This is a genomic window from Pantoea sp. ICBG 1758 (assembly GCF_002928325.1).
GTDB classification, from domain to species: domain Bacteria; phylum Pseudomonadota; class Gammaproteobacteria; order Enterobacterales; family Enterobacteriaceae; genus Pantoea; species Pantoea eucrina.
The window spans coordinates 317,630-336,779 of the sequence record NZ_POWL01000004.1 but is presented as its reverse complement, the minus strand read 5'-3'; the positions used below and the strand labels follow the sequence as shown (position 1 = coordinate 336,779).

General features: G+C 55.8%; 21 protein-coding genes. 8 read left to right on the top strand and 13 right to left on the bottom strand.

The annotated features are described in order from the left end of the window. Nucleotides 1–399, top strand: a complete 399-nt coding sequence (locus C1Y41_RS15365) for a DUF2946 domain-containing protein (RefSeq protein WP_040113679.1) — start codon at nucleotides 1–3, stop codon at nucleotides 397–399. Between the two features lie 74 nt (nucleotides 400–473). Continuing rightward, on the top strand, nucleotides 474–2,204 hold the full coding sequence (locus tag C1Y41_RS15360; RefSeq protein WP_040113680.1) for a DUF2534 family protein: 1,731 nt from the start codon (nucleotides 474–476) through the stop codon (nucleotides 2,202–2,204). A gap of 39 nt (nucleotides 2,205–2,243) precedes the next feature. Here C1Y41_RS15360 and C1Y41_RS15355 read toward each other — a convergent pair whose 3' ends face one another. From C1Y41_RS15355 to C1Y41_RS15345, 3 genes are all read right to left on the bottom strand, one after another. Then, a complete protein-coding gene (locus C1Y41_RS15355; protein WP_040113682.1) occupies nucleotides 2,244–3,260 on the bottom strand; it encodes an NAD(P)-dependent alcohol dehydrogenase in 1,017 nt (338 codons plus the stop codon). Between the two features lie 187 nt (nucleotides 3,261–3,447). Next, nucleotides 3,448–3,834 (bottom strand): cupin domain-containing protein, encoded by a 387-nt coding sequence (locus tag C1Y41_RS15350; protein ID WP_071668413.1) that lies wholly within the window; start codon nucleotides 3,832–3,834, stop codon nucleotides 3,448–3,450. 76 nt (nucleotides 3,835–3,910) lie between these two features. After that, a complete protein-coding gene (locus tag C1Y41_RS15345) occupies nucleotides 3,911–4,789 on the bottom strand; it encodes a LysR family transcriptional regulator (protein WP_071668431.1) in 879 nt (292 codons plus the stop codon). A 131-nt stretch (nucleotides 4,790–4,920) separates the two neighbouring features. Here C1Y41_RS15345 and C1Y41_RS15340 point away from each other — a divergent pair, with 131 nt between their 5' ends. Next, complete coding sequence (locus C1Y41_RS15340) at nucleotides 4,921–6,096, top strand: MFS transporter (RefSeq protein WP_104085786.1); 1,176 nt, start codon at nucleotides 4,921–4,923, stop codon at nucleotides 6,094–6,096. On the opposite strand, the gene C1Y41_RS15335 is transcribed toward C1Y41_RS15340, so the two are convergent. Further along, complete coding sequence (locus C1Y41_RS15335) at nucleotides 6,093–7,028, bottom strand: LysR family transcriptional regulator (protein WP_071668415.1); 936 nt, start codon at nucleotides 7,026–7,028, stop codon at nucleotides 6,093–6,095. The two genes, C1Y41_RS15340 and C1Y41_RS15335, sit on opposite strands and share 4 nt — an antisense overlap. Before the next feature lie 123 nt (nucleotides 7,029–7,151). On the opposite strand from C1Y41_RS15335, the gene C1Y41_RS15330 reads away from it, so the two are divergent. Next, nucleotides 7,152–7,415 carry a DUF2798 domain-containing protein gene (locus tag C1Y41_RS15330; protein ID WP_040113687.1) on the top strand — a complete coding sequence of 88 codons (264 nt, stop codon included), beginning with the start codon at nucleotides 7,152–7,154 and terminating at the stop codon, nucleotides 7,413–7,415. Between the two features lie 24 nt (nucleotides 7,416–7,439). Here the strand turns inward: C1Y41_RS15330 and C1Y41_RS15325 are convergent, their stop codons facing one another. Together C1Y41_RS15325 and C1Y41_RS15320 are read right to left on the bottom strand one after the other, a co-directional pair. Continuing rightward, nucleotides 7,440–8,399, bottom strand: a complete 960-nt coding sequence (locus C1Y41_RS15325) for a sensor domain-containing diguanylate cyclase (RefSeq protein ID WP_104085785.1) — start codon at nucleotides 8,397–8,399, stop codon at nucleotides 7,440–7,442. Nucleotides 8,400–8,426: 27 nt separating this feature from the next. Further along, nucleotides 8,427–9,107: a hypothetical protein gene (locus C1Y41_RS15320; RefSeq protein WP_104085784.1), complete on the bottom strand. Its 681-nt coding sequence runs from the start codon at nucleotides 9,105–9,107 to the stop codon at nucleotides 8,427–8,429. Nucleotides 9,108–9,222: 115 nt separating this feature from the next. Between C1Y41_RS15320 and C1Y41_RS15315 the strand changes: the two genes are divergently transcribed. Further along, nucleotides 9,223–9,606 carry a VOC family protein gene (locus C1Y41_RS15315; RefSeq protein WP_104085783.1) on the top strand — a complete coding sequence of 128 codons (384 nt, stop codon included), beginning with the start codon at nucleotides 9,223–9,225 and terminating at the stop codon, nucleotides 9,604–9,606. Between the two features lie 119 nt (nucleotides 9,607–9,725). Here the strand turns inward: C1Y41_RS15315 and C1Y41_RS15310 are convergent, their stop codons facing one another. Continuing rightward, nucleotides 9,726–10,406, bottom strand: a complete 681-nt coding sequence (locus tag C1Y41_RS15310; RefSeq protein ID WP_233207445.1) for a DUF2268 domain-containing protein — start codon at nucleotides 10,404–10,406, stop codon at nucleotides 9,726–9,728. A gap of 452 nt (nucleotides 10,407–10,858) precedes the next feature. On the opposite strand from C1Y41_RS15310, the gene C1Y41_RS15305 reads away from it, so the two are divergent. Next, nucleotides 10,859–11,401 carry a cysteine hydrolase family protein gene (locus C1Y41_RS15305; RefSeq protein WP_104085781.1) on the top strand — a complete coding sequence of 181 codons (543 nt, stop codon included), beginning with the start codon at nucleotides 10,859–10,861 and terminating at the stop codon, nucleotides 11,399–11,401. A 141-nt stretch (nucleotides 11,402–11,542) separates the two neighbouring features. Here the strand turns inward: C1Y41_RS15305 and C1Y41_RS15300 are convergent, their stop codons facing one another. The 3 genes from C1Y41_RS15300 to C1Y41_RS15290 all read right to left on the bottom strand — a co-directional run bounded on the left by C1Y41_RS15300 (nucleotide 11,543) and on the right by C1Y41_RS15290 (nucleotide 13,403). Continuing rightward, nucleotides 11,543–12,127 (bottom strand): cytochrome b, encoded by a 585-nt coding sequence (locus C1Y41_RS15300; RefSeq protein ID WP_104085780.1) that lies wholly within the window; start codon nucleotides 12,125–12,127, stop codon nucleotides 11,543–11,545. Between the two features lie 141 nt (nucleotides 12,128–12,268). After that, nucleotides 12,269–12,793 (bottom strand): VOC family protein, encoded by a 525-nt coding sequence (locus tag C1Y41_RS15295; RefSeq protein WP_104085779.1) that lies wholly within the window; start codon nucleotides 12,791–12,793, stop codon nucleotides 12,269–12,271. Between the two features lie 43 nt (nucleotides 12,794–12,836). Next, a complete protein-coding gene (locus tag C1Y41_RS15290; RefSeq protein WP_104085778.1) occupies nucleotides 12,837–13,403 on the bottom strand; it encodes an NADPH-dependent FMN reductase in 567 nt (188 codons plus the stop codon). Nucleotides 13,404–13,526: 123 nt separating this feature from the next. Here C1Y41_RS15290 and C1Y41_RS15285 point away from each other — a divergent pair, with 123 nt between their 5' ends. Further along, nucleotides 13,527–14,456 carry a LysR family transcriptional regulator gene (locus C1Y41_RS15285; RefSeq protein WP_104085836.1) on the top strand — a complete coding sequence of 310 codons (930 nt, stop codon included), beginning with the start codon at nucleotides 13,527–13,529 and terminating at the stop codon, nucleotides 14,454–14,456. A gap of 169 nt (nucleotides 14,457–14,625) precedes the next feature. Further along, complete coding sequence (locus C1Y41_RS15280) at nucleotides 14,626–15,810, top strand: MFS transporter (protein ID WP_104085777.1); 1,185 nt, start codon at nucleotides 14,626–14,628, stop codon at nucleotides 15,808–15,810. Nucleotides 15,811–16,038: 228 nt separating this feature from the next. On the opposite strand, the gene C1Y41_RS15275 is transcribed toward C1Y41_RS15280, so the two are convergent. Genes C1Y41_RS15275 through C1Y41_RS15265 form a run of 3 tightly spaced genes read right to left on the bottom strand, consistent with a single transcriptional unit; the run spans nucleotide 16,039 to nucleotide 19,142 of the window. Then, nucleotides 16,039–17,025, bottom strand: a complete 987-nt coding sequence (locus C1Y41_RS15275) for an aldo/keto reductase (RefSeq protein WP_104085776.1) — start codon at nucleotides 17,023–17,025, stop codon at nucleotides 16,039–16,041. Nucleotides 17,026–17,050: 25 nt separating this feature from the next. Then, the gene (locus C1Y41_RS15270; RefSeq protein WP_104085775.1) at nucleotides 17,051–18,079 is read right to left on the bottom strand and encodes an alpha/beta hydrolase; all 1,029 of its coding nucleotides are present in this window, start codon (nucleotides 18,077–18,079) and stop codon (nucleotides 17,051–17,053) included. A 16-nt stretch (nucleotides 18,080–18,095) separates the two neighbouring features. Further along, nucleotides 18,096–19,142: an NAD(P)-dependent alcohol dehydrogenase gene (locus tag C1Y41_RS15265; RefSeq protein WP_104085774.1), complete on the bottom strand. Its 1,047-nt coding sequence runs from the start codon at nucleotides 19,140–19,142 to the stop codon at nucleotides 18,096–18,098. Nucleotides 19,143–19,150 lie beyond the last annotated feature (8 nt).

The window sequence follows — 19,150 nt, the reverse complement described above, 5'->3', positions numbered from 1 at the left end:
ATGACGGTTTTACCTGCACTTCGCCAGCGCCTTACTGCCTGCCTCGCCATTCTGGCGGTGCTGCTGCTGTTTGTTGCGCCGGTGGTGTCGAAAAGCCTGATTGAGCAGCAGCGCGTTTCGCAGCCTGCCCCGGCCATGATGGAGATGGATCATCATCAGATGATGGAGCACGCCATGCCGGGCATGATGCATCATGACGCGGACGACGGCGAACTTGCCTGCGGCTACTGCGATCTGCTGGTGCATGTGCCGCTGATGATTTGGGTGTTTATTCCCTTTATCTGGCTGATGCTGCTTCACTCCCGTGCGCCACCGCTGCCGCGGCGCGCGGCACCCGTAGTGCGCAGGCGGGTGGCCATACCCCGTCCGCGCGGACCGCCTTCCCCGCTTCTTAACTGAATCCGCTTTAACGTGGCGCGGGCGCAGCGTGCTGCCCGTCGCCCCGGTTGTTTACTTTCAGAAGGAAGACGCTTTTGTCTGCTGTTAATTCTGCAGCACCGCGCGGCGCGGTGCTCAATCTGCTTCGCCGCCTGCATTTTTATATCGGCCTGTTCGTTGCGCCGTTTATCTTTATTGCTGCGCTGAGCGGCACGCTCTATGTGCTCACGCCTCAGCTCGAACAGCTGGTCTATCACGATGCGCTGACGGTAACGCCCGCTGGTGAACCGCAGCCGCTGTCGGCTCAGATCGGCGCGGCACGTGCCAGGGCTGGCGCAGATGCGCATATTTACGCGGTGCGACCGGCACCGGGTGCAGAGGAGACCACCCGCGTGCAGTTCAGCGATCCGGCGCTGGGCGCCTCGACCTCGCGCGCGCTGTTTATCGATCCCTATACCCTGCAGATAAAGGGAGATATGCCGGTCTACGGAACCAGCGGCATACTGCCGCTGCGCACCACGCTCGATTTGCTGCACAGCAGCCTGCTGCTGGGCGATGCCGGACGCAACTACAGCGAGCTGGCGGCAAGCTGGCTCTGGGTAGCCGCGCTGGGTGGCGTGGTGTTGTGGCTGGCGACCCGGCCGAAGCGCCGGCTTAAACCGGCACGCAGCGGGTTGGCTTTCAGCCGCCACTGGCACGCCACCCTGGGACTGCTGCTGCTGCTCGGGCTGCTGTTCTTCTCTGCGACCGGCCTCACCTGGTCACAATGGGCAGGCGCGAACATCGATAAAATGCGCAGTGAGCTGAACTGGCTGACGCCGCAGGTCAGAACGGTACTCGATCCGGATGCACCGGTCGCCCCCGCCGATCCGCACGCCGATCATCACAGTATGTCAGTGACCGATATGGCGGCGATGCGCAAACCCGGCATGCCCATGATGAAACCGGCGCCCGCCAATATGCCCGATGCTGACTGGGACCAGGCGCTGAATGCCGCGCGCGCGAACGGGATTGATGCAGCGAAAGTGGAGCTGCGCCAGCCGAAAAACAGCGGCAGCGCCTGGACCGTCACGGAAATCGATCGCCGCTGGCCCACGCAGGTGGATGCGGTGTCGGTGGATCCGCACAGTTTCGCGATCGTGGATCGCGCTGAATTTGCCCGCTTTCCGCTGGTGGCAAAACTGACCCGCTGGGGCGTGGATGCTCATATGGGCGTGCTGTTTGGTCTGCCCAATCAGCTGCTGCTGGCTCTCTTTGGTCTCGGCCTCTGCACCATGATTGTGCTGGGCTACCGCATGTGGTGGCTGCGCCGCCCCGCTTCGGCTGCTACCAGCCCGCTTGAGACGCTAACGGCAAGCTGGCTGGCGCTGCCGCTCACGGCGCGCCTGCTCTCCCTGCTGCTGGCCGTAGCGCTGGGGTATGCGCTGCCGGTCATGGGTGTCAGCCTGCTGCTGTTTTTAGCCATCGATTATCTGCGCTGGCGCAGACAGCAGCGTACGCCAATGACTGAAGCGGAGATCCTCGCTGCACAGCAGTCGCCGCTGGGCATTATTCGCGCCCGCTTTACGGTCAAACGTAAAGAGATGCGCTATTTTCTGCGCGGCCTGTTCATTCTGGCGCTGATTGTCGGTACGGTGATGAGTAATGCGATTATCGGTGGCGTGATCGATCAGTATGGTATTCCGTTCAGCCACTGGTCGCTGACCATGTATCTGACGCAGGGCTTTATGATTACGCTCTACACGCTGGTATTTACCGGACTGATGTCGATTCCGCTCTGGTACTTCTTCCTCGGCGAGCAGGACGATTCAGCAAACAAAGGGTAAAAAAAAGAGGTGGCTGAGCCACCTCTTTTCATCTCTGCATCAGAAATCAGCTTTCAGCACAACGCGGTAGTTCGCTTTACCGGCGCGCACATGCTCCAGCGCATCGTTGATTTTTGACATCGGGAACTCTTCTACCTGCGGCGCGATATCAGTACGCGCGGCGAGGCGCATCAGCGTACGCAGCTGGCCCGGCGAGCCGGTAGAGGAGCCGGTTACCGCGCGATCGCCCATGATCAGGGTAAATGCCGGAACCGGGAACGGCTTCATTACTGCACCGACGGTATGGAACTTACCGTGCGGGGCCAGCGCCTGGAAATAGGGCTGCCAGTCGAGATCGACCGCAACCGTACTGATAATCAGGTCAAACTGACCCGCCAGCGCCTTCAGCGCTTTTGGATCGCGGCTGTTGACCACGCGATCGGCGCCCATCGCTTTAACAGATTCAGTTTTGCTGGCGTTTGAACTAAACGCGGTCACCTCTGCACCCATGGCACGCAGCAGTTTGATGGCCATATGGCCCAGACCGCCAATTCCGATGACGCCGACACGGCTGTTAACGTTGATGTTGTGCATCAGCAGCGGTTTGAATACGGTAATACCACCGCAGAGCAGCGGGCCGGCTGACGTAATATCAATTGATTCCGGTAGCGGGATCACCCACTGCCAGTCCGCACGCAGGTGGCTGGCGAAGCCGCCTTTGTTCATAATGGTCGGGACAGAGCCTTTTTCGCAGTTTACCTGCTCGCCGTTAATACAGGCATCGCAGTGCTGACAACTTTTCGCCGTCCAGCCGATGCCCACGCGCTGGCCCACTTTCAGCCCTTTGTTTTGCGCTGCGGCTCCCAGCTCGCTGATGCGGCCGATAACTTCATGCCCGGCAATGACCGGGAAAGAGGAGATGCCCCACTCATTGTCGATCATAGAGAGATCGGAGTGGCAGACACCGCAGTAGTCCACTTCGACCATCACCTCTTCCGCGTTCAGCGGACCAGCTTCATATTCGTGCGGCACCAGTGCTTCGCCCGCTTTCATCGCGGCATAGCTTTTGATTTTCATTCCAGTCCTCTGTTTTTTTAGTTACGACCCGGCAAGTTTAGCAGAGGCGCCGTGATGATTTAGGCGAGCAACCAGGCAGCCAGCCCGATCAAAAACGCTGCGGGGCGCAAAAAGCATTAAGGGTTAAAGCGAACCGGGTGCAGATCGGCGCTGTTGCGCCTCCGGTCACTCTCCACCCGGCTCAACGCTAAAACTCCGGCTCTTCACCCGGCAGCGGCTCAGAGAGCGACTGCCCCTCTGCCCCGGCATAAAAAATAATCAGCTCGGTCGCCTGCTCAGCGGTATAGCCGCGATGCGCACTGTTAACCGTCTCATTCAGCGCTTCACCGGCATTAAAATGCTGGCGCCGGCCGCTCTCTTTATCTTCAATAATCAGCTGGCCCGACAGCACGTAAGCCGTGTTGGGCATGGGATGCGTATGCCACGGCAGTTCACTGTGGGGCGGCAGCGACATGCGCATAACGGAAATCTGTGGCTTGCCTGACGGATAGCAGTCGTAAGCCTGACCGTTCCATGCGGTGCCGCTCTCTGACACCAGTTCATGCACGATTTCACTGTTTTTTGAGTTCGTCATCTTTTCTCCTGTTACTTTGCGCGTTACCGGAGTGTAGAACATTGCTGCGCTTACCGACGCGCGCGCTGGATTTTGCTCAGCGTTCAAGCTGCTCCCGGCATTCGCTGAAGAGTCCGATAAGATGATCGGCCACCGCGCGTACGCGACCCGACGTTGCCAGATCGGCGTGCATTACCAGCCACAGCGGCTGATCGGCACTACTGTCGCGCTGCAGGCAATGCAAACCGCTGGCTCTGGCCATAAAGTGCGGCAACACGCCAACGCCCAGTCCGGCCGTCACCGCCGCAACCTGCGCGGTCAGCGTGTTGGCTTCCAGCCGGCAGGGCCTGCCGCGCAGCACGCGCTTGATCCAGCGGGCGGCAGGCAGATGCTGGTGTGATTCAGACCAGCCGATACAGGGCGCTTCATTGAGGGTAAAAGGTGCTGAAGCGTGCAGTAATGACGGCGCCATATACAGACCGAATCCCAGTGTTCCCAGCCGTCTGATGGTCAGGTTGCCCGCCTCAGGGCGAACCAGACGAATCGCCAGATCGGCCTCTCTGCGGTGCAGATTGACTGACTGCACCCCGCTCAGCACCTCCAGCCGAAGCGCCGGATGCGTCTGCAGCAGAGACGGCAGTGAAGGCAGAATAAAATGGGTGGCCAGATTATCCGACGTTGCCAGCCGTACCAGTCCGGCCACCGCTCCCTGCAGCTGCGCTTTTTCGGTCACCGCCCGCCCCGCCTCTTCCAGCGCCTCCGCCCGCTCCAGCAGCGCTTCGCCATCATCCGTTAGCCGGTATCCGCTCTGATGCCGGCTGAACAGCGGCAGTCCCAGCGACTGCTCCAGCCGGTCCAGCTTTCTGGAGACGGTCGCGATGCCGGTTTCCAGCGCACTCGCCGCGCCGCTCAGCGTTCCGGCGCGGGCGATTGCCAGAAAGATCCTGATGTCATCCCAGTAAAATTCACTCTTCATAGTTTCCATTTATGGAAAATAGCCTTCCATTCTCCGCACTGTTTTCCCGATTTCGATCAGATGATACTGCGCATCCCCGGGAAGTTAAACCGGTTAAGAATTCCGGAATCTGAACATAAGGAGACTGCACCATGAATGACACTGTTATCGCCACGCACGCTGTGCCAGCGCGTAACTGGATTGCTATTGCCGCGCTCGGCCTCAGCGCTTTTACTATTGTCACCAGCGAGCTGGCGCCGGTAGGGATGCTGAACGCCCTGGCAAACGATCTGCACCAGCCTGCTGCCACCACCGGACTGATTGTTACCGCTTATGGCTGGGTCGCTGCGCTGGCTGCACTCTGCTCCGGCATGCTGCCAGCACGCACTCCGCGCAAGGCGCTGCTGGTTGGATTAATGGTGATTCTGGCGGGCTCCTGTCTGATGGCGATGCGCGCTTACGCTCTGCCCGCGCTAATGACCGCCCGCATTACCGGTGCGCTGGCCCATGGCGTATTCTGGGCGCTGATTGGCACCGTTGCCGCCCGGCTGGTGCCGGCCAGCAGGCTGGGACTGGCGACATCAGTGATATTTGGCGGCGTCTCAGCCGCCAGCGTACTGGGCGTACCGCTTGCCAGCTTTATGGCTGCTGCTGCCGGCTGGCGCAGCGCGTTCGGTGCCATTGCGCTGTTTGCACTGGCCGCCGCCGTGGTTCTCTGGCGCACGCTTCCCGCTCTGACGCCTCCTGCCCCCTTAAAACTGAATGACTATCTGGCTATTTTTCGCCATCGCACGCTGCTGACGCTGTTTGGCGCAACGGCAGCCGTCATCACCGCGCACTTTGCCGCGTTTACCTATATCGATCCGCTGCTGACGTTAAAGCAGGGTATTGCCCCTGCTGCGGTTTCCGCCCTGCTGCTGATGGCCGGCATCGCCGGCGTAGCGGGCAATATGATTGCCGGGAAGTTGATCGATCGGCATCTCAGGGGCCTGATTCTTTCAGCGCTGCTGCTGAGCGCGCTGGCGCTGGGCGCACTCAGCATCGCCGCATTGCCGCACGGCCTGACCGCGCTGCTGCTGGCACTCTGGAGCGCCGGGATCGCAGTAATATTCGTCGGGCTGCAGACCTGGCTGCTGCGCAGTGCCGGTACGGCCGCGCAGCCCGCTTCTGCGTTCTATATCGCGATATTTAATGCCGCCATCGGCAGCGGTGCGCTGGCAGGAGGACATCTGGCTGGGCTTATCGGCCTGCAGAAGATGGTGCTGATGGCAGCAGCAGTGATGCTCGTCAGCAGCCTGTTCATACTGCGGCTGCGCACTCCGCGTTAATCACCCCGGAGCGGCGCCGATGACATCTTTTCATCTGTGGCAACCGCTGCCGCAATGTAATCAATAAACGCCCTGACTTTTGCGCTCAGGGCGGAACGCTCACTGACGCAGGCGTAAATGATCATCGGCAGCGACTGAATCGCCTGTTTGTCGTCAGTAAACAGCGGGATTAGCTGGCCGCTGGCGATCAGCGGCCGGGCGATAAAGCTTGCCAGCCGTGCAATTCCGCCACCGCTGACGGCAATTCTGGCAATAATATCGATATCGTCACTGATAAAGCGGGGATTCAGCCGGGCGGTAACGACCTCCCCGTCTGCGCTGAAGCTCCAGGGAAGAAACCGGCCATCTGTGGGATAACGAAACACCAGACAGGCGTGCTCGCTCAGCTCGTCAATGCGTTGCGGAGTACCTGCACGGGAGAGATAAGCGGGTGCCGCACAGAAAATAAACGGCAGGGATGCGATTTTTCGCGCCACCAGCCGATCGTTCAGCTGCGCCTCAATGCGCAGGCTGACATCGATATTTTCCAGCCGGTGATCGACATCACGATCGGTAGCGATCAGTTCTATGTCAATTCCGGGGAACATTTCATTAAAAGCCGGCATAAGAGGGGCAACCACGTAGCGGCCAAACGCCGCGGTGGTGGCAATGCGCAGCGGACCCTGCGGTCCGGTTTCCACAGCGGCAGCCTGCGCAGCAAGCGCAATATCATACGGTATATGGCGGACTTTGGCGTAATAACGCTGACCGCTTTCCGTCAGGACCATACTGCGGGTGGTACGTGAAAGCAGACGCACGCCGAGGTGTGTTTCGAGCCGGGCCAGGCTCTGGCTTACGGCTGCAGCACTCATTCCTCTGGAGCGGGCAGCAGCGGCAATAGTGCCGTTTTCCACTACGCGAACAAAATTGTCGATCAACCCCAGCATATCCATCAGCGGCCCGCTCTTTTCGTAAATGTTGCTTAGCAATGATTAAAGCACAGCTGCGCTTTTTTTGTCCGGCACAGGCCCGTAAGGTAGCCGCTGTTTCTTAACTTACCGGTCAGGAGAGATCTTATGATTAAAGCAATTGCGTCAGCTGGCGTGCGCTTACGGCTGCCACATCGGGTTACCCCTTATATATTTTCTCTGTACATGGCGACCATTATGGCGTTTCTGATGAGCCTGGTTATTACGCTGGCAGAGTCTGGTCCAGGCCCGCATTATATGACAAATGTGATGAATGCTTATCAGGTGGCGATGCCTGCTGCCTTTGTCTGCATTCTGCTTGTACGTCCGGTGGTTATCCGGCTGGTGGCGCTAACCGTTCACGGCCACTAATCTCCTGCACAGCTGGCCGCGTGCTTAGCGCGGCTTTTTGCGACGCTTTTCGGCATACATCACGCTGTCGCTCTCGCCGATCATTTCCGCGAGCGAGGCATATTTGCCTGCCTCACTGGCGATCATGCCAAACGAGTAATTAATGTTGTAGGGCTTAGCCGCCTGCTGATTCCATACTGACAGCGCCTCGCGCAGCCGGCACAGGTAGGCTTTAGCATCGCTTTGCCGGGCCAGCAATACAGCAAACTCATCGCCGCCGAGACGGCCTGCAATGTCATCCGGTCCGAGCTGCTGATAGAGCAGCGCGGCGAAGATCTTCAGCACGTTGTCGCCTTCTGCATGGCCCCACAGGTCATTGATAGGCTTGAATTTGTCGAGGTCAAAATAGAGGATGGCAAAGTCGCGATCCTGCTGCTGCAGTTGCTGAAACCGCTTTTCTCCCATCGCATAAAACCCGCGCCGGTTGGGAATATCCGTCAGGCTGTCCACCATTGCGATGTGCGTGACCTGAAATTCATTTTCGACAATCGCCGCCACGTCTTTCATTGCGGCAATGTCGTCGTCGGTAAAACGGCGCGGTTCGCTGTTAGCCAGACACAGAGTACCGGCAACGGCACCGTCGGGCAGCCGCACCGGATACCCCACATAAAAACGGATAAACGGCGTGCCGGTCACCAGCGGATTGTCATAAAACCGCGCATCTTCGCGCGCGTCTGTGATGATTAAAGGCTCATCCAGCATAATGGCATGCGCGCACAGAGAGATGTCGCGTTTCATCTCGCGGCCGTTGATCCCCTGACACGCCAGCGCCCACTGACGATCGCGATCGATAAGGTTGATTAGCGCTATCGGTACCTGAAACAGCCGGCGGGAAATGCGGGTCAGTCGTTCAAAGCGCTCATCGTCCTGCGTATCCAGCAGGCCAAGTTTGTGGAGCGACTTCAGCCGCGCAGCTTCATTTTCCGGCATTCCCGGCAATTTCATAGCAACCTCTTCTCTTTTCGCCCTGGACTATTTTAAGGGATAGCACTTTGTCCAGTTATAGTTAGTTTTCACCAGCGTCAGTTCCCCGTCTACATCACCGAACGTGGCGGCCTGATGCTTAAAGAAAAACGCGCGCACAGGTTCAGGTAAAAACGCCGCCCCGTAGCGCAGCAGCGTGCTGTGCCAGAAGGGAGCCGGCAACGCTCTGCCGGCATGGCGCATCAGGATTTCATTTTTCCACTGAGAATCGAGCACCTTTGCACAGAACTGCTCACGCAGCGCCAGCGCAGGATGTGCCGGGATCCCCGCCAGCAAAAGCTGATCGGGTAACGCTACCAGCCGCAGATGCGTAATCACAACTTTTTCCGCTGCAAATTCACGCCAGATTGCCATTAACTGATCCACTTTCGCTGGCAGTGGCTCATCTGCGTGATAGAGCGGCAGAGTCAGGGGTAAGAAAGTAAAATGCAAACCGCAGGCGGGCAACGTATCGGCAAGCCGGTCACCTGCGGTGAGCTGAGTTAACTTCGCAATAAGGCGTGAAATATCTGCGGTCACGGAGGGCCGTATGCCCGTTGCCAGCGCGAGCCGGGTCGGATCGTAGTAGTTTTCCTCTCTGACCTTCCCGATACCTGCATTTTCCGCCCACAACGCCGCAGTATTGTTATTCACAGCGTGATATCTGTTTTGCAAACTTATTGCGTTCATAGCAGCCCTTCAGGCATTAATTTAAGCATCGGCTTGTGGTCATATATTTGTCAGAAACAACGACTAATGACCTGGGCCTGGCGGATTGCTTACTTTGCATACTCAGATGTCACTAATGAAAATTTCACATTTAGCTTTATGGACGGGAAATATTGAAGCGCAAAAAATATTCTGGCGAGACTATTTTGGCGGAACCCCTAATGAGTTATATATCAGCAAAAACCGGCCCGGTTTTTCCTCTTATTTTATCAGCTTAAGTGAAGGACCTACTATTGAGCTAATGCACCTGAAGGGTATGGCAGAGGGACAACACGGTGCAGAGCTTACCGGCTGGGCGCATGTTGCTATCGACGTTGGCTCCCGCCACCGGGTTGATGAAATGGTTATTAAAGCATCCGAAGATGGAATTTTAGTGAGTCCGGCTCGCCTCACAGGTGATGGTTATTATGAAGCTATCATCAAGGATCCCGATAGCAATCTTATTGAAATTATGGGTTGAATTTTTGTGAGCAATAACCTGCTTATAACTCAGCTGCATTATTATTTTGATTGTCAAAACCAGAACGTCCGTTTTTGCCTGCAAAACGGACGTTCTGAATAAACAGGACACGAATATTTTTAAATGAACATCCTGAAATCCTCAGCGCTAATATCTGCCAGCGCTGAAGCTTTCAGATGCGGAGAGGCTGCCAGATACCGGGAAATCAGCTCAAAGCCTGCGGTGTATCCCAGCCACTTTGGCAAATCGCCGGTTCCGTAAAACCAGGCATTGTGATCGTAATCGGTGCGATGCCAGCTGTCATGCAGTTGCCGGGCGAAGGATTGAATAATATCTGAGTTGAGGCTTTCCCAGAGTTCAGGTTTACCGCCTAGAAGCTCAAGAGAAAAGTGCCCGGCAAGTCCTTCAGAAACGATAGCTTCCCCTAACGTTGAGCCGTATCCGGGCCCTGCCCACCTGGCCGCATGGTGCAGTTCATGAGCAAACATTCGCTCAAGCGAGTGCGCTTCATTTTTACAGAATGCCGGGTTTTCAGGGTCGACCGTTAAATAGATAACGCCTGGCTCAGGACAAAAACCCGTGTGCCCTTTTTCAGGGATCACAAACTTTCCGGCTTTAACCACCACATCCAGCGAAGGAACCGGCATCAGCCGCTGAGCTTTTTGATAGGTAGCGGTCAGGCTGGCCTGAAGCCATTCACGGTGAGCGGTCAGTTTTTGTTGGGCATTCAGAATATGCAGGGTTATGTGAGGCATGTCAGCACCATCCAAAAACGAGAGTATATATCCGCCTGCCAGCAAACATATAGTGAATCTCCTGATCCGCCATTACAGATCGCGCTATCTGCTTCTGACACAAAGCCGCTTTTTATGCAGTGATGCTATATCAGACATTACCAGGTGGCCTTATGTGAAAAATGGAAGTCATATTACCATGCATTATCTGGCCTGGATGTCACAGGAAAAAACCGATATCAGTCAACGGACATATCTGTTGTAACAGGTGAGTTATGGTGTTAAAACCAGAAAACAGCTTTTTTAAGTTATTATGTTTCCTCTTACTGTCACCAACTTATAAGCGAAAACCAGGCGATGATTAAGTCAGTTCAGTCAACAACCACCGTCACAACCACCGGCACCTTCGGCGGCGTGAGCGCATCTGTGACTGGCACCTGACAAAACAGACTCTGACTCCCCGCCAGACCGGACGGGGAAAACGATCTCTCCGTTCATAACTTACCGAATGGAGATATATTGTGATTTCTGAAAATGCGCTTTTAATTATCGATATGCAGCACGGGCTTTTTCGCGGGCCGGTTTCCCCCTATTCCGCGGCTTCTGTACTCTCGAATATCTGTCTGCTGATTGAAAAAGCCAGGCGGGCTCAGATACCCATCTTTTTTGCGCGCCATACCGGACCTGATGACTCCCCTTTCTCAGAGCAGGGGCCGTTAACCCGACTTATACCTGAAATGAACGTGTACGCTGAGCGTGATGTCGTGTTTATTAAAAAGCATCCCAGCTGTTTTCAGAATACGGACCTGCAGCATCAGCTCAGCCAGCGAGGTATCAGGGAACTGGTTATCGCCGGGATGAAAACAGAATTTTGTGTGGACACAACCTGCCGTGCAGCGTCGGAACGCGGATTCAGGACAGTGCTGATTTCAGATGCGCATACAACAATGGATAACTGCTGCCTGTCAGCTAAAGAGATCGTCAGCCATCATAATGTCACGCTGGCTGGCCCGTTTGTTACGCTATCCACTGCGGCCGACTGGAACGTTATCGGGAAATGAGTATTAACTGTAGCCGCCCGCAGGGCGGCTGAAGACACTATGCTCAACGTATAGAACAATCCGATCTATCGGCCAGTGTCCGCTATGAGCGAAAAGCGGACGTTCACACTGGTATAAGTTAAAACAGAGCGGGAGGTATAATTATTGACGTTTTATGTCAGTCGGATTGCGTGAAATAAAGGCCTTTGGCAGCATCCCGCTCATTACGCCGTCCCGGTCGATCAATGCATGCTTGAGGGCAATCAGAATATGCCCGGCGATTAAAGCGCCCATTGTGAAGGCAAGAGTGACGTGGATATCTTTCATCAGTTCATAATATTCGGGATGCGGTGCGATCAGTGGCGGCAACCTGAATGACCAGAGCACCATAATCGGCTTGTCAGCAACCGAGCTCCAGAGCCATCCGGATACCGGCAGTGCGATGAGGCCTGCTGCGTATATCACAAAATGCCCGGCATGGGCGGCCCTGCGCATTACTGCGCTCATGCTATCCGGTAAAGGCGGAGAAGGATGCGTCAGACGCCAGCCTATACGTATGATGACGAGTAACAGTAATGTACTCGCCAGAGCTTTATGAGCGATGGTAAGCGAATGATCCCCGTTAAGCTCATCGCGCCACGTTACCGCAACATAGCCAATAAACCAGGCTCCAATCCAGATTAAAGCCATCAGCCAGTGAAGAAACTTAGCCAGAGACGTAAAATGCTGAACCTTAACGGGGGACATAAGTATGCTCCATGCAGCCAAAACGGAGAGGTGGCAGCTGGCTGGTAGCACAGCTCTATATGAGTCAGCAGCTTATGCACCTTCGTTACTGAGATAATCTTCAGTAGCGAAGGTGCAAAGCACAGGCGCACCAGACTGCTGTCAGGGCTTCCAGCGACGCAGAGAAGTATGGTCCTCATACGGAAGCTTTGAAGGCAGAGAAATCAGTTCAATGACGCTGCCCCACGGGGTACGTCCATAGCAGAAAAAGTTATTCTCTCCGACCTCGGTCGGAAACATCAGGGGCTGAGGAGAGGTGAACATTTTTCCGCCGGCCCGCTCGAACAGGCTGACAGCCTCGCTGATGTCATCAACGTACACGGCAAAATGCTGCAGGCCGTAATCGCTGGGCCGCACGGGCTGGCTTTGCTCCGGCCCCTTCATTTCAAAAAGCTCAAGCCCCGGGCCGTGCTTGAGCTTCATCATTCTTACCGTGGTAATTTTCGTGCCCGGGAACAGATTAAGAATGCTTTCCGTATCTTCGCCTTTTACGTCGTCATCTGACGGCGACACAGAGTCGTATATAACTTCCGCGCCAAAAGCCTCAGAAAAGAAGCGGGTAGCCTCGTCAATATCAGAAACGGTAATGCCAACGTGGTCCATACCGCGAATAATGTCAGTAGACATGGTTTTCTCCCTGTGGTTTTACAGATAGGAGTGACGTTAGAAATCAACCCTGACGGCGGGCCATTTCTGCAAGCGCGCTGAGCTGCGCCGTAATCAGGTTGCGAGTGTCCGCATCCGTAATACTGCCGGTTTCCGGATCAAGCCGGGACGCCGCCTGTCCAATCATGACCTCTGGCTTGTTAAGCACTCTGCCGTCGAGAAAGACCAGAATCTGGCGCAGATGATACTGCGCCCGCGCACCGCCTATGGCACCGGGTGAAGCCGTGAGTATGGCAACCGGCTTACCGGCCACAGGGGTGTCCGGCAGGCGGGAAAGCCAGTCCAGCGCGTTCTTCAGCGCACCCGGCACGGAATAGTTATATTCAGGCGTGACAATAATCAGACCGTCCGCTGCCGCTATCGATTTTCCCATTGCCACGACCGCTTCAGGAAACCCCTGAGCCTGCAGGTCTGCATCGTAGTGAGGTATGTCTTTGACAGATCCGAGCGCGCTGACTTCCACGCCTTCCGGCGCCAGCAGCTCAAGATTACGGGCCACAACGGCGTTGAATGAACCCGCGCGAAGGCTGCCCAGCAGTGAGACAAATTTCAGAGGTTGTGCCTGAGACATAACTGCTTCCTGTGCTTTGAATGAATTTCCGGCTGCGCCGGCGGTTTGCTTACGGACTGAATCAAGCCTGGTATAGAATTACACATCGATAAACGCGTTATGAGTCGCCAGAGAGTCAACTTTATGTCTACCGGATTTACTGCCGAATCCCTGCGGGGAATTACCAATTTCGTTACGACGGCCAAATCGAGCAGCTTTACTGAAGCTGCAGAGCTGCTGGGTATAACCAAATCGGCCGTGGGAAAAAGCGTGGCACGCCTTGAGGAAAGGCTGGGAACTCGGCTGTTTCACCGCTCAACCCGCAAGTTGAGCCTGACCAGTGACGGTGAGGCTTATCTCGCCAGCTGTCTGTCTGCGCTGGAAATTATGGATTCAGCGGAAAACACGCTTAGCAGGCGCCAGGATAACCCCGCCGGAACGGTCCGTATAGACATGCCGGCGTCATTCGGACGCAATCTGATGATGCCCGTGCTACTTGAAGTGACAGACCGCTATCCTGCTCTGCGACTGGCGTTGACCTTTAACGACCGACTGATTGACCCTGTGGAGGAAGGCGTTGACCTGGTGCTGCGCCTAGGCGACCTGCAGAGCACCGATGAACTTATTGCCCGTCGCCTGAGCCGGCAGCGCCTCATGCTATGCGCCTCCCCCGCTTATATTGAGCGGCACGGTCAGCCCGGAAATATCGAGGCGCTGAAAAAGTACAGCTGCATAATGGGCTACCGGCGCGGGGCGCCTCTTGCCTGGCGTCTGCGACCGGCCGGGGAACGGGAGATGAAGTTTATCTCCGGTTCGGCGCACCAGATAAGTGATGGAGACGCCATGCTTCAGGCCTGCCTGGCTGGAGCCGGTATTGCTCAGTTTCCGGAGTCGATGGTGAATGACCATATTGATGCAGGCAGCCTCGTTGCCGTTATGCCCGATCATATGCCCGTACCGGTCGAGCTGAACGTCGTCTGGCCCCGAACAAGGCACCTGATCCCCAAAGTCAGGCTTATCGTGGATGAGCTGCTCAGGAAGGCCGGCGAGGGATATTTCGGCGCGATGAGGTAGAATTTTTGTCCCCACTCAGGCGATTTCAGGGTTATTTATCAACTTCCGGCAAACTTATATTCTGCACGTCTCGCTGCTGCCAGTAAGTTCCGCACCGGTTTTTAACGGAAACCGGCCGGTGTAATGCGCAGTTCAGACACAACCCTATTTGACTGACAGGATATTTGTTATGCCATTTGCTCTCTGGGCGCTGGCAATAGGTGCATTCGGTATCGGAACCACTGAATTCATCATTGCAGGCCTGCTTCCCGTTATTGCCGCTGATTTCAATGTCAGCATTCCAGTGGCCGGAAACCTGGCGACGTCTTACGCTCTGGGCGTTTTTGTCGGGGCGCCGGCCCTGATTATTCTGGGCTCAAAAGTGCCCCGTAAAGCGATGCTGATATTCCTGATGCTGCTGTTTGTGGCGGGTAATATCGTGACGGCCTTTGCGCCGACGCTGGGTATTGCCATCCTCGGCAGGATAATCACGTCCATGACCCACGGCGCCTTTTTTGGCATCGGATCGATTATTGCTGCAGATATGGTCGCGCCGTCTAAACGTGTCAGGGCTATTGCGTTTATGTTCATGGGGCTGACCGTGGCGAACCTCATCGGGGTTCCCGTCGGCACCTGGATTGGACAGCACCTGTCATGGCGGGAAGCTTTTATGGCAATTGCCGTAATTGGAGGCATTACCGTTATCAGCGTCGGCATGCTCATCCCACATCAGCCCAGACCGGAAAACCATAATTTTGCACATGAGTTTAATGCCTTCCGTAACGTTAACGTTCTGCTGGCGATGGGCATCACGGTCTTTGGGCCGGGCGCATTTTTTACCTCAATCACCTATATCGCCCCGATGATGACGGAACTTGCCGGATACAGCGAAAGCAGCCTGGCCTGGCTGATGCTGCTGTTTGGTCTGGGTCTGTTTGTCGGCAACCAGCTGGGCGGCAGATACGCCGACCGCGCCCTAATGCCGATGCTGTACGTGACTCTGGCCGCTCAGGCCGTGGTATTGCTGGTATTTAACTTTACGACTCACAGTCAGCTTATGTCGGCGCTCTGTATTTTCCTGATGGCTGCTTTTGGTTTTGCGACCGTATCTCCCATCCAGAAACTGGTCATGGACAAAGCGCGGGCAGCTGGCGCGCCAACGCTGGCCGCTGCCGTTAACATTGGCCTATTCAATCTCGGCAATGCCGTCGGTGCCTGGCTGGGTGGAGCTGTCATTGCTGCAGGGTTCGGTCTGCAGTCGCCTAACTGGGCTGGTGCGATACTCTCTGTGATAGCGCTGATTCTGGCGGTTATATCGGGACTCACTGACAAGACAGGGCATATTGCAGTAGTACATCCGACTGGCAAAGCTTAAGCGCAATAAATCCTCATCTAAATAAGCCTGCCAGCATTCTGCTTTTCACAATAAGCAACGTCCGCTTCTGGCACAAAGCGGACGAAGTTCGATGAACGTCCGCCAGGAGCGAAAAGCGGACATCCAAGAATTGATGAAAGGTACAACATCTTCAGGTAATAAATAAATTTCGCCGAAATAATGTAATTACCGACCCAAAGGCCGGTAATTGTTAACACTGATAACCTTTTACCACGCGTAAGCTTCAGGTGCCTCTCCGCCTGGCCCCGGCCAGATGGTATCCAGCCTTTTGAGCGTATCGTCTGAAAGAGACAGCGTCAGGGCATTGAGATTATGACGGAGCTGTTCAACTGTACGCGGACCACTGAGCACGGCGCTAACCACCGAGTTCTGCAGTAGCCAAGCCAGCGCGACGTCTGATGGTGTTTCTCCCAGCTCATCACACAGTGTTTCCCAGGCCTCCAGTTGTGGCCGCAGGCGGTTGATTTGTGCCTGCAACTGCGGTGATGCCCGGCGGCCACCGGCAATTTTCTTCAGAACACCGCCCAGCATCCCCATCCCGACCGGGCTCCAGGGGATCAGGCCAATGCCGTAATGACGCAGCGCCGGAATGATTTCCAGCTCAATCGTGCGCTGAGTCAGATTGTACAGGCTCTGTTCCGATGCCAGCCCCAGCAGGTTGCGCGCGTCGGCCTTGCACTGTGCAGTGGCAATATCCCAGCCAGCAAAGTTACTGCTGCCAACGTAGCTGATTTTACCCTCACGGATCAGCTGTTCCATGGCCTGCCAGATCTCCTCCCAGGGCGTGTTCCGGTCGATATGGTGCATCTGATAGAGATCGATATGGTCCGTTTTCAGCCTTTTCAGGCTGGCCTCACAGGCCCGGCGGATATGGTAGGCAGACAGGTATTTGTCGTTCGGCCCCGTGTCCATCGGCTGGTAAACTTTCGTGGCCAGCACTATCCGGTCACGCTGACCACTACGCGCCAGCCAGTTACCGATGATTTCTTCGGATGTTCCGTAACCCTTTGCCATATCCGGCGACTGCGGCCCGCCATAGACGTCAGCGGTATCGAAAAAGTTGATACCTGCATCCACGGCTTCATCCATGATCCTGAAGCTGGCCGACTCATCCGTCAGCTCACCGAAATTCATGGTACCGAGACCGATGCGGCTCACCCGCAGACCGGTACGCCCCAGATGTTTGTAGTTCATGTCAAATGCTCCTTAACTGAACGTGTTATTGCAGATTCTTACGGAAAAAGTCTGTCAGCTTGCCAAAAGGGATTACGTCGGTACGGTCATACAGATCGACATGCCCTGCGCCCGGTACGATGTACAGTTCTTTAGGCTGACCGGCGCGTTTGAAAGCGTCCTCGCTGAACTCTTTTGAGTGTGCCTGATCGCCGGTAATAAACAGCATCGGGCGCGGAGAGATGGTTTCAATATCGTTGAACGGATAGAAGTTCATAAACTTGCCAATACTGCTCAGCATCGGTTTCGTCGTCAGTTCTTCTTTCTGACCCTGTGGGGTGTAGCCGCCGCGTTCGGTGCGGTAGAAATCAAAGAACTCGCGCTGAATATCAGGCGTTGAAGCGTCCAGTGTATTCACGGTACCGGGAATGTAGGCCGTCTCGCCTCCCTGAAACTCTGCTAAACGCTGCTCTGTGGCTGACCGGATAAAGGCCTTACGTTGTTCCGGCGTCTGGGAATGGTTGAGGCCATTACGGAACGCACTCCCCATGTCATACATGCTGACCGTGGCAATGGCTTTCATACGCGGGTCAATCTTGGCGGCACTGATAACAAAACTTCCGCTGCCGCAGATACCTAATACACCGATGCTATCCGGATCGACAAACGGCTGTGTGCTTAGATAATCAACCGCCGCGCTGAAATCATCTGTGTAGATTTCCGGTGAAATCAGGTGCCCCGGTTTGCCCTCGCTTTCTCCCCAGAAAGAGAGATCGATAGCCAGCGTGACAAACCCCTGCTCCGCCAGCTTCTGCGCATAGAGATTCGAACTCTGTTCCTTAACGGCTCCCATCGGGTGACCAACGACGATCGCCGGGTGTCGGGTATTCTGGTTCATCTTTTTCGGGATAAACAGGTTGCCGACCACGGCCATCTGGTACTGGTTTTTAAAGGTGACTTTTTGCTGCGTCACCTTATCGCTTTTATAAAAATTATCGGCCCCACGGGACATATCCGCCGCAGAGGAAGCAAATGCACTGATCAACAGCCCCAGCGCTAACGTAAATTTTTTCATGATGGTCTCCTTATCATTAAGCCAGGGTGGCGTTATCAATGACAAACCGGTAATGCACATCGCCCCTGAGCATGCGCTCATAGGCATCGTTAATCTGGTCGGCGCGGATAAGCTCAATGTCGGCGACAATGCCGTGTAGGGCGCAGAAATCGAGCATCTCCTGCGTTTCAGGAATGCCGCCAATCATCGACCCGGCAATCGATCTGCGCTTCATGATAAGGCTGAACACTTCTGGCGAGTCATGCGGCGTGGCCGGCGCACCCACCAGGGTCATCGTGCCATCGCGTTTCAGCAGCGCAGTGAACACGTCGAGGTTATGCGGCGCAGCAACGGTGTTGAGGATAAAATCGAAGCTCTTTGCATGGGCTTCCATTTCGCTGGCATGACGGGAGACCACCACCTCATCTGCACCAAGCGCTATGGCGGCGTCACGTTTGGACTCAGACGTGGTAAAGGCCACGACATGCGCGCCCATGGCGTGCGCAAGCTTGATCCCCATATGTCCCAGTCCACCGATACCGACCACTCCGACCTTTTTGCCGGGCCCCGCCTGCCAGTGACGCAGTGGTGAGTACGTTGTGATCCCCGCGCACAGCAGCGGAGCCACGGCGGCCAGTTGCGCTTCCGGGTGAGTGACGCGCAGGACATAGCGCTCATGCACCACAATCTGCTGCGAATATCCGCCCAGCGTGTGGCCTGGCGCATCCGGCGTCGGGAAATTGTATGTCCCTGTCATATGGTCGCAGTAGTTCTCCAGTCCGTCGTCACAGTCACTGCAGTGCCGGCAGCTGTCGACAATGCAGCCGACCCCCACCAGGTCCCCTGCACAAAAACCGGAGACGTGATCGCCAACGGCCACTACACGACCGACAATTTCATGTCCCGGTACGCAGGGATAGAGCGTTCCAGCCCATTCAGCGCGTACCTGGTGGATATCCGAATGGCAGACTCCGCAGTACGCGATATTAATCTGCACATCATGGGCACCGGGGGCGCGACGGGTGATATCCATCGGCTCCAGCGGCAGTGTGCCCGCATGGGCGCCGTAAGCTTTAACTGTCATGGCATTAC